At 61.3% G+C, this 9,029-nt stretch carries 10 protein-coding genes; 4 read left to right on the top strand and 6 right to left on the bottom strand.

Translation table 11 applies throughout. The annotated features are described in order from the left end of the window. The first annotated feature begins 101 nt into the window (after positions 1-101). Complete coding sequence (locus ENZ74_RS12095) at positions 102-461, top strand: tRNA-binding protein (protein ID WP_063168839.1); 360 nt, start codon at positions 102-104, stop codon at positions 459-461. A gap of 115 nt (positions 462-576) precedes the next feature. On the opposite strand, the gene ENZ74_RS12100 is transcribed toward ENZ74_RS12095, so the two are convergent. The 5 genes from ENZ74_RS12100 to ENZ74_RS12120 form a co-directional block, all read right to left on the bottom strand. Continuing rightward, positions 577-2,151, bottom strand: coding sequence for a hypothetical protein (locus ENZ74_RS12100; protein WP_063168838.1), 1,575 nt, complete (start codon positions 2,149-2,151; stop codon positions 577-579). Between the two features lie 207 nt (positions 2,152-2,358). Then, positions 2,359-3,381: a glycosyltransferase family 1 protein gene (locus tag ENZ74_RS12105; protein WP_013530012.1), complete on the bottom strand. Its 1,023-nt coding sequence runs from the start codon at positions 3,379-3,381 to the stop codon at positions 2,359-2,361. A gap of 220 nt (positions 3,382-3,601) precedes the next feature. Then, positions 3,602-5,017 (bottom strand): ATP-binding protein, encoded by a 1,416-nt coding sequence (locus ENZ74_RS12110; protein WP_013530013.1) that lies wholly within the window; start codon positions 5,015-5,017, stop codon positions 3,602-3,604. Positions 5,018-5,066: 49 nt separating this feature from the next. After that, positions 5,067-5,786: a response regulator transcription factor gene (locus ENZ74_RS12115; protein WP_013530014.1), complete on the bottom strand. Its 720-nt coding sequence runs from the start codon at positions 5,784-5,786 to the stop codon at positions 5,067-5,069. Further along, entirely contained in the window at positions 5,773-6,306 is a 534-nt protein-coding gene (locus tag ENZ74_RS12120) for a MarR family transcriptional regulator (protein WP_024505623.1), read from the bottom strand. Before ENZ74_RS12120 ends, ENZ74_RS12115 begins: the two co-directional genes overlap by 14 nt. A gap of 246 nt (positions 6,307-6,552) precedes the next feature. Here ENZ74_RS12120 and ENZ74_RS12125 point away from each other — a divergent pair, with 246 nt between their 5' ends. From ENZ74_RS12125 to ENZ74_RS12135, 3 genes are all read left to right on the top strand, one after another. Continuing rightward, complete coding sequence (locus ENZ74_RS12125; RefSeq protein ID WP_013530016.1) at positions 6,553-7,446, top strand: branched-chain amino acid aminotransferase; 894 nt, start codon at positions 6,553-6,555, stop codon at positions 7,444-7,446. Positions 7,447-7,591: 145 nt separating this feature from the next. Then, positions 7,592-7,909, top strand: a complete 318-nt coding sequence (locus ENZ74_RS12130; protein WP_013530017.1) for a hypothetical protein — start codon at positions 7,592-7,594, stop codon at positions 7,907-7,909. A gap of 137 nt (positions 7,910-8,046) precedes the next feature. Further along, complete coding sequence (locus ENZ74_RS12135) at positions 8,047-8,685, top strand: MBL fold metallo-hydrolase (RefSeq protein WP_063168837.1); 639 nt, start codon at positions 8,047-8,049, stop codon at positions 8,683-8,685. A gap of 127 nt (positions 8,686-8,812) precedes the next feature. On the opposite strand, the gene ENZ74_RS12140 is transcribed toward ENZ74_RS12135, so the two are convergent. Beyond that, positions 8,813-9,029, bottom strand: a 217-nt coding sequence (locus tag ENZ74_RS12140; protein WP_164761009.1) for a BA14K family protein, incomplete at its 5' end; no start/stop codon positions are given.

Raw genomic sequence — 9,029 nt, forward strand, 5'->3', positions numbered from 1 at the left:
TCCTCGTCTGGTCGGGCACCTGGGCCAAGGATGCCCTGGCCGGTGTGCTGTTCGAGACCTACGGCAACGCCTGAGTCCCCGTTAAGGCAGACAAGACCAAGATGAGTTCGAACACCGAGCGCAAGCCCGAGATCAGTTTTGCCGATTTCGATCGTGTCGACATCCGCGGCGGCACGATCGTCGAGGCCGAGCCGTTTCCCGAGGCGCGCAAGCCCGCGTTCAAGCTGAAGATCGATTTCGGCGCCGGCATCGGTATCAAGAAATCGTCGGCGCAGATCACCAAATACTATACACCGGAGACGCTGATCGGCCGGCAGGTGTTCGCGGTGGTCAATTTCCCGCCGCGCCAGATCGGTCCATTCATGTCGGAAGTGCTCACTCTCGGCTTTCCCGACGAAGAGGGCGCCGTGGTGCTCGGCGCGATCGAGCGTAAGGTGCCGGATGGCGGGCGGTTGTTTTAGGGTCTCAACTGGGGATCGGAATCCCCCGCGAACCGGGATGGATTGATAATCCTTTCGGCAGATGCTTCAGCATGAATTTCATGCCATGTCGTGACAGGAGTGTCGCGCGTGGACATCATCCGCTTTTCCTGTCCGCGTCGACCAATTTCCTTATTCTGTAAAATTTGAACTGTTTGCCTTCGGCGATTAATTCAAGGTTGCCGTGTCGTGGCGGGCTGCGCTCCGGCGCGATTACCAGCAGATAGTCAAAGTCACGGGTCCAATGCGCTGCATACGCTGCCTCGACCGGTGGTAAAGCACCGGCGGCGTAGGCCTCCAGCTCAGACATCGGGATAGGCCCGCCTTGCGGTACGGTCAGGTTTGCCACTTCCGGCCGGGGCCTCACCGGCTGTTTTCCCGGATAGGTGAACAGCGTTGGCATCAGTGCATTGCGTGTGACTACAGCCAACGCGGCAGCATTGTACATTGGATAAAGGAGCAGATTCGTTGGCGGGTCGTCTGGGAGGCCATTCTGGCCGGTAAGGATTCGCGAACCCATTGGAATGGCGTCGAACGCGGTCATAAGGGCACGATATTCGCCGCGGCACGACAATTGGGCCCAGATCGCGATGCCACTGTTTGCAAGCCCGGCGCCAAACGCCAGCGCGACGAGAAGTGTTCCACGCGAGCCTTGCGGACGCTTGATCGTGACGAAGGCTGGCAGGATCAGAACAAGCGCCAGAAGGACGCGCCCGTCGACAAAGGCCGTGTCCGCAACGCGAAACGGCATGAGAATGAACAGGCACAAGAGCCCAAAGCCTATCCAGCAGCCGACGCGAGAGACCGCCACCATCCTGTGCTTCACCGCAAGGTAACTGAGAATGACCAGCACCACGGTCACGGCTGAGGAAGTGTATCTGCTGAAGCCGTTGACTTGAACCAGCGCCAACAATTTCGCCGACAGGGCCCATTCGGTTCCTTCGCCACCCACTTTGCCGCCGTAGGCGAGCGCCAGGGCGCCAACTGCGACGACCGGAGCAGCCATTCCGGCAACCAGCAAGATCGTGCGTTTCCAATTCTCAATATGGTCTGGCCAGCGGGAGAGTTCGTACAGCCCCACCACAATGCCATACAGGCCGAGGGCAAATAGGTGAGAGATATACAGAACCACGACGAAGACGGCGTGGATCGCAAGGCGCAGCGGCAAAGGTCTTTCCGCAAGCCAAATCCAAACCGCGATGGACCAAAGAACGATCCCGAGTCCAAATTCAAAATTCACGAATCCGAAAGCGAAAGGCATGGCGTAGAGGAAGAGCGAAGCGACGAAGCCGCTGAGGATCACACGCCCCTGTGCGGCCGCTCCGACGGCCATTGCCCCGCTGACGACCAGCATTTGCGAGACTAGATAGAAAAGCTTTGATGCCAGCTCGATCCCGATCAAGCGCCCAGCGAACGGGACGACGAGATCCATGGCTAGATTAGGGTAGGGTGCCCACGCGGCTTCATAGTAGGGATGGGCTTCGGGCGTACCGGCGCGCATCAGGATCGACATTCTTGCGAGATGATTTGGATAGTCTGCCATAGCGGGTATGTCGACGAGCAGTACGGGCAAGAAAGCCACCACCAGCAGAACTATCAGCAAGATACCTTCTGGCCTGATGAAATGGCTCGTGTAACTGTTGATTTTGTTGCTGGCTGTTGCTTCGAGCATGCCACAATGTAGGTAGAAATGGTAAATTTTGAGTCGCCGACAATTATCAATCTGACTTGGTCATGGCTCCGAAGTCGCACAATACGTCACGCCGAACCATCCCTTTGAAACAAGGTGCCGTGGCAGACTAACGGTTGATTGTGCGTCGCCGCGCTTTGTCATCCGTGGCGGTGTGTCAGCTTCGCCCTTGGATAACGAAAAGCACGATCAGGCCGCCAGCTTTCGCCGTGTGCCCAGTGCTTCCTCGACCGTATCGAGGAACATTTCCGCACAGGCCTTCCAGCTATAGCGCATGGCGCGTTCGCGGGCTTCGGCACGGTCGACGTTGAGCGCGGCGAGTGAGGCCTCGCGCAAATCGTTGGAGACCGCGCCGCCAAAACCATCGCCGACAATGTCGATCGGCCCGGTCACCGGATAGGCGGCAACCGGCGTGCCGCTGGCCAGTGCCTCGATGATGACGTTGCCGAACGTGTCGGTGCGGCTCGGGAAGACGAAGACGTCGGCCGACGCATAGATCTCGGCCAGTTCGTCGTTGGGGCGATGGCCGAGGAAATGCGCTTGCGGATATTTCGCCTTCAGCCTGGCAAGCTCGGGGCCTTCGCCGACGATCACCTTGCTGCCGGGCAGGTCGAGGTCGAGGAAAGCACCCAGGTTCTTTTCGATGGCGACGCGGCCGACGCAGAGGAAGATCGGGCCGGGGAAGCCGAGGTCCTTCTTCCTGTCCGGGCGGAAATGGTCGGTGTCGACGCCGCGCGTCCATGGCCGCAGCTTGGTGAAGCCGCGCGCGGAAAGGTCGTCGGCGAGCGACTGGGTGGCGACCAGCGTGCCCTGGCCGGAATTATGGAAATCGCGCAGCCAGCGATAGGCCCAGCTTTCCGGCACCGGCAGGCGGGCGCTGAGATATTCGGGGAAGCGCGTGTGATAGCTGGTGGTGAATGGACGGCCGGCATTGCGGCAATAGCGCCGCGCCATGATGCCCAGCGGTCCTTCGGTGACGATGTGGATGTGGTCGGCCTTGCCGGCGTCGATCAGGCGCGCGACATGGCCGGGCGTGGTCAGCGCCAGCCTGATGTCGGGATAGGTCGGCAAGGGCAGGGTGCGAAAGATATTGGGCGTCAGGAAATCCACCGCGACGTCGAAGGACTTCAGCGTCTCGGTGAGCCGCTCCAGCGTGTGGACGACGCCGTTGACCTGCGGGCGCCAGGCATCGGTGACCATCAGTATGCGCATGGCGGCCCTTTGCTTGAAAGGTCGACGGTTGCCTTGAGACGATGCCGGAACGGCGACCAGCCTGCTGCTCTCGCTTCGCTCCAGCGCACCCGGACAGGTACGGGGTCGAAGTGAGGCGGCAAGGCCGAATCAATTGAGGTCGCGCGCTTCATGCGCGCTCTTGATCATGGTTTCATGACGGGCGGATGAAGCCGTTTCCACTTTTCGCAATCGTGCCCGGTTATGCCGGAACCTTGATGATGGCGCGCAGTCCGCCGAGCGGGCTGTCTTCAAGAGTGATGTCGCCGCCATGGGAGCGGGCGATGTCGCGGGCGATCGACAGGCCGAGCCCGGTGCCGCTGGCATCGAGGTTGCGGGCCTCGTCGAGCCGCACGAAAGGCTTGAACACGTCTTCGCGTCGATCGGCGGGAATGCCCGGACCATCGTCGTCGATGGTGACCAGCAGCGAGCCGCGGCCATGGGTGGCGTTGACCTCCACCGTCTTGGCATAGCGGAAGGCGTTGCCGATGACGTTGGACATCAGCCGGGCAAAGGCATTGGGCCGCACATGCACATCGTGATCGCCGGCAAGCGTCGTCGACAGCTTACGCTTGCGCAGCCTGGCTTCCTCGTCGAGCTTTTCGAAATAGGCCTCGAGATCGAACCGTCCGGCGTCTTCCGAAGCTTCGCCGCGGGCAAAGGACAGATAGCCTTCGAGCATCGACTGCATGTCGTCGATGTCCTGGTCGAGCGCTGCCTTGGTCTCGGCCTTGCCGCCGGAAAGCGCCAGCTGCAGCTTGAAGCGAGTGAGGATGGTTCTGAGGTCATGGCTGACGCCGGTCAGCATGGCGGTGCGCTGTTCGATCTGGCGTTCGATGCGCTCGCGCATCTGCATGAAGGCAAAGCCGGCGCGGCGAACCTCCTCGGCGCCGCGCGGCCGGAAATCGCGCGGCATCGGCCGGCCCTTGCCAAAGCTTTCGGCGGCTTCGGCAAGCATCAGGATCGGCCGGATCTGGTTGCGCAGGAAGGGAATGGCGATCATCAACAGCACCAGCGAGGTGCCGACCATCCAGATCAGGAAGATGTGGGTGTTAGAGGCATAGGCCTGGCTGCGGCGCACGAAGACGCGCAGCACCTTGCCCTCGAGCTGCACGCGTACCTCGACGATGTTGGAGTTGCCGACCGTGTCGATCCAGAACGGGCGGTTGATCTGGCGGGTGATCTCGGACGAGAGAACATCATCCAAAATCGAGAAAAACGGCTTTGGACCGGGCGCGGGGAGTGGGTCGGGCGGCAAGAGGTCGACCTTCAGCTGCATGCGGTCCTGGGCGATGCGGATTATGTTGGTGTAGTCGGCATCGCGCGGATAGGTCTCGATCAGGTCGATGATGGCGGCGATGTCGCGCACGGTGGCCTGCGACAGGCGCTGCGTCACGGTTGCCCAGTGACGTTCCATGAAGACGAAGGCGACGACCGATTGCAGCAGGATCATCGGCGCGATGACGATGATCAGCGAGCGGGCATAGAGCCGCTTGGGCATATAGAGCGAGACGAGGCGCCAGAAGCGGTTCCAGGCGCGCGGCACCGCCTTCAGCGTCCGCGCAGCGCGTGCGCTCAAGCCGCCATTGCCCGGCTGTTCCAGTTCCGTGGTTGCCATTCGCTCTTTTCGCTTGCCCGCAGCCGTTCAGCCGGCCGCAGGCGGCATTCTATTCCACGCTGAGCCGATACCCAATACCGCGTACGGTCTGGAGCCAGACCGGATTGGACGGATCGCGCTCGATCTTGCGGCGCAGCCGGTTGATCTGGACGTCGATGGTGCGCTCGCCGACTTCCGAATCGTCGCCGACAAGCTCGTGGCGGGGTATCGTCTCGCCCGCCCGCGCGGCGAAGATCGCCAGGATCTCCTGCTCGCGATCGGTCAGCTTCAACGCCTCGCCGCCACGCTTCAATTCGCGCCGGGCGATCTGGAACGTGTAGGGGCCGAAGACCAACTGCTCGACCTTGGGCGTGGTCGCCGGGCCACCGCGGCGCAGGATGTTGTTGATGCGCAGGATCAGCTCGCGCGGATCGAACGGCTTTGGCAGATAGTCGTCGGCGCCAGCCTCCAGCCCTGAGATGCGGCTGTCGGTCTCCGACAGCGCTGTGAGCATCAGGATCGGTACGTTCTTTTCGGCCCGCAGCGACTTGGTCAGGTCGACGCCCGTCTCGCCGGGCATCATGACGTCCAGCACCAGAAGGTCGAAGTCGAGGCCGGCAAGCTTGCGCCTGGCTTCGCCGGCATTGCCGGCAACGGTGACGCGAAAGCCATTTTCGGTCAGATACTGCTTGAGAAGATTGCGGATGCGGGTGTCGTCGTCGACGACAAGCAGATGCGGCGCGTCGTCGTCCGGCGCGGCCGCGTGATCGACCCGTTCAGTGCTCTCCATGGCTTTTCCCTGACATTTTTGCGGACCCAACGTCGATCTGCGCCCTCAGTTCCGGATTGACCATCGCTTCGAGGAACCGTTCCACCAAGGTCCGTTCGGTTACTCCGGAATCCCCCAATGCAGCATGGATGCGGCGCGACTGTGGCCGCGCCAGCGCCAGCGCCAGCGCACGGCCTTTGGCTGTCGGATAAAGTTCGCGCTGGCGGCGGTCGCGCGGACCTTGCAACTGCACGATATGGTCGGTGTCGATCAGTTGCTTGAGCACACGGGCCAGGCTCTGCTTGGTGATCTTCAGCACGTCGAGCAGTTCGGCGACCGTCAGGCCCGGCCTGCGGTTGACGAAATGCAGCACCCGGTGGTGGGCCCGGCCGAAGCCGTAATCGGCCAGGATCTGGTCCGGATCGGAGGTGAAGTCGCGATAGGCAAAGAAGAGCAGCTCGATGATGGCGAAGTCGATGCCGTCCTCGACCGACATTGCGGTCCTGATCGGTTTTCCGGCGGCTGGGCTTCGATCCGTCATTATTTCTCCGTGGGAAAGAGAGATTATGTCAGTACTATTGACGTAATTTCCCTGCAATGGTAATTTTTGACAAGCTTTTGGGCGGATTGCGAACGAAAAGGCAAGGGAAGCCGGTTTTTCCGGAATTTCCTAAGTTTGCCAGAGCGCAATTATCCGCCTACGCTCCACCATAAAAGCCGCTTTGGGCGGCCGACACGAAACACACAACGATACAACTATCCGGGCTGCCGCCCGTGGGAGGTTACCATGGCATCCGTTCCCTTCGATCAACTCGATGGCTTCATCTGGATGAACGGCGAATTCGTCCAATGGGGTGACGCCAAGATCCATGTGCTGACGCACGGGCTGCATTACGCCAGCGCTGTTTTCGAGGGAGAGCGCGCCTATGGCGGCGAGATCTTCAAGCTCAACGAACACACCGAGCGCCTGCATGAATCGGCACGCCTGCTCGGTTTCAAGATCCCCTATTCGGTGGCCGAGCTCAACGACGCCTCTTCCACGCTTCTCAAGAAGCAGGGTTTCCAGGACGCCTATGTCCGGCCGATCGCCTGGCGCGGCAGTGAGCAGATGGGCGTCTCGGCGCAGAACAACCGCATCAACTGCGCCATCGCCATCTGGCAATGGCCAAGCTATTTCGATCCTGCGCAGAAGCTGAAAGGCATCCGTCTCGATGTGGCGGAATGGCGCCGGCCCGACCCGCGCACCGCGCCTTCCAAGTCGAAGGCCGCCGGGCTCTACATGATCTGCACCATGTCCAAGCACGCCGCCGAGGCCAAGGGCTATGCCGATGCCATGATGCTCGACTGGCGTGGCCAGGTCGCCGAAGCGACCGGAGCCAACATCTTCTTCGTCAAGGACGGCAAGATCCACACACCCAAGCCCGACTGCTTCCTCGACGGCATCACCCGCCGCACGGTCATCGGGCTGGCCAAGGATCGCGGCCTTGAGGTGATTGAACGCGCCATCCTGCCGGAAGAGCTGGAAAGCTTCGAGCAGTGCTTCCTGACCGGGACGGCAGCGGAAGTGACGCCGGTTTCGGAGATCGGGCCTTACCGATTCGAGGTCGGCGAAATAGCCAAGAATCTTATGAATGACTATTCTGCGGCCGTTCAGCCCAAGCACGCGATCGCCGCAGAATAACGAAAGTCACAGCTTTTTTAGGAAGTAGGGGCGGTTTTCGGGCCGCCCCTTTTATTTCAGCGTTTCTGCATTTGACTTTCGTCCAATTCGGCGTCTCATGATGGTGTCGGCCCGGGAGGCTGACAGCTATGGAGGGACTAATCATATGGACATGAACACGCTTCTTCCGATCATCATACAGGTGATTACTGGCATCATCGGTGGTCAGGCGGTCGGTGCGGCGCTCAAGACGGCGGCGATGGGTCAGCTTCCCAAAATCCTGGGCGGAGCCATTGGCGGCGTCGGTGGTGCGGCGATCCTCGGCAGCCTGCTGGGTGGCGGTGCGGTCGATCCGGCGGCTGCGGCAGCAGCAACGAGCGGTCTCGGCAGCGCGCTGAACCTGCAGAACATCGTCGGCGGCGCCGGCGGCGGCGCGATCCTGACCGCCATTCTCGGCGCGGTCATGGGCGCCATGAAGAAGTAAGCAGGCCGTTTCGGTCTTTTCAAATGGGCGGCTTCGGCCGCCCATTTCCGTTTTGGGGCTACTGACTGTTCGTCTTTCGAGGGTGGACGCCCTTTGTCCGCGCCTCTACATCACCCGTGAACATCGAAAGGACGATCATGGGTCAGCTCAATGCCGGCATCGTGCCGGTCACACCGTTCCAGCAGAATTGCACCATCCTGTTCGACATGGATGACAAGCATGGCGTCGTCGTCGATCCGGGCGGCGATATCGACAAGGTACTGGCGGTGCTGAAGGACAATGCGATCTCAGCCGGAGCTATCTGGATAACGCATGGCCACATCGACCATGCCGGCGGTGCAATGGAGTTGAAGGAGGCGCTCGGCGTCGAGATCATCGGTCCGCATGAGGCCGACAAGTCGCTGCTCGACAATCTGGAAAACCAGGGCAAGCGCTACGGCATCGCCGGAGCGCGCAACTGCGTGCCCGACCGGTTCCTGGCCGAAGGCGAGACCGTGTCGTTCGGCGGCCATGTGTTCGAGGTGCTGCACTGCCCCGGCCATGCGCCCGGTCACGTCGTCTACTACAACCGCGCAGCCAAGTTCGCCCATGTCGGCGACGTGCTGTTCCGCGGCTCGGTCGGCCGCACCGACCTGCCGGGCGGCGACCACACGGCGCTGATCGCTTCGATCAAGGACAAGCTCCTGCCGCTCGGCGACGACATCGGCTTCATCTGTGGCCACGGTGCCGGCGGACGTTTTGGCGAGGAGAGGCGGACCAATCCTTTTTTGACTTGAACCAGGCTCGGAACCGTAGCTGTTTTTCATCAGCCTCAAGCAGACCGTTGACATTGTAGAGACCACAACAAAAAAGCGCTGGCCTTGCGGTCAGCGCTTTTCTGTTTTGGGGCAGGGAAGCCCTTGGTTAGTTGGCAGTGCAGAAATGCTGTTCGCCGTCATTGCCGGTGAACGTGCCGGTACGGGAATTGAAGCTGCGGTAGCGGTCCGAGCAATATTCGTACCAGTCACGCGTCCACGGTTCGGCATAACGATTGGCGTAGACCACCCGCGGCTCCGCATAATAGCGGCGGACCGGGGCCGGGCGCACCACGACGTCACGATCGTAGTAACCGTCATCGTAG

This window comes from Mesorhizobium sp. M7A.F.Ca.CA.002.15.2.1 (genome assembly GCF_003998715.1).
GTDB lineage: Bacteria > Pseudomonadota > Alphaproteobacteria > Rhizobiales > Rhizobiaceae > Mesorhizobium > Mesorhizobium ciceri.

What these genes read in the sequence shown, in the direction of transcription:
- ENZ74_RS12095 (WP_063168839.1), top strand. Translation starts at nt 102, where the DNA reads ATGAGTTCGAACACCGAGCGCAAGCCCGAGATCAGTTTTGCCGATTTC.
- ENZ74_RS12100 (WP_063168838.1), bottom strand. Translation starts at nt 2,151, where the DNA reads ATGCTCGAAGCAACAGCCAGCAACAAAATCAACAGTTACACGAGCCAT.
- ENZ74_RS12105 (WP_013530012.1), bottom strand. Translation starts at nt 3,381, where the DNA reads ATGCGCATACTGATGGTCACCGATGCCTGGCGCCCGCAGGTCAACGGC.
- ENZ74_RS12110 (WP_013530013.1), bottom strand. Translation starts at nt 5,017, where the DNA reads ATGGCAACCACGGAACTGGAACAGCCGGGCAATGGCGGCTTGAGCGCA.
- ENZ74_RS12115 (WP_013530014.1), bottom strand. Translation starts at nt 5,786, where the DNA reads ATGGAGAGCACTGAACGGGTCGATCACGCGGCCGCGCCGGACGACGAC.
- ENZ74_RS12120 (WP_024505623.1), bottom strand. Translation starts at nt 6,306, where the DNA reads ATGACGGATCGAAGCCCAGCCGCCGGAAAACCGATCAGGACCGCAATG.
- ENZ74_RS12125 (WP_013530016.1), top strand. Translation starts at nt 6,553, where the DNA reads ATGGCATCCGTTCCCTTCGATCAACTCGATGGCTTCATCTGGATGAAC.
- ENZ74_RS12130 (WP_013530017.1), top strand. Translation starts at nt 7,592, where the DNA reads ATGGACATGAACACGCTTCTTCCGATCATCATACAGGTGATTACTGGC.
- ENZ74_RS12135 (WP_063168837.1), top strand. Translation starts at nt 8,047, where the DNA reads ATGGGTCAGCTCAATGCCGGCATCGTGCCGGTCACACCGTTCCAGCAG.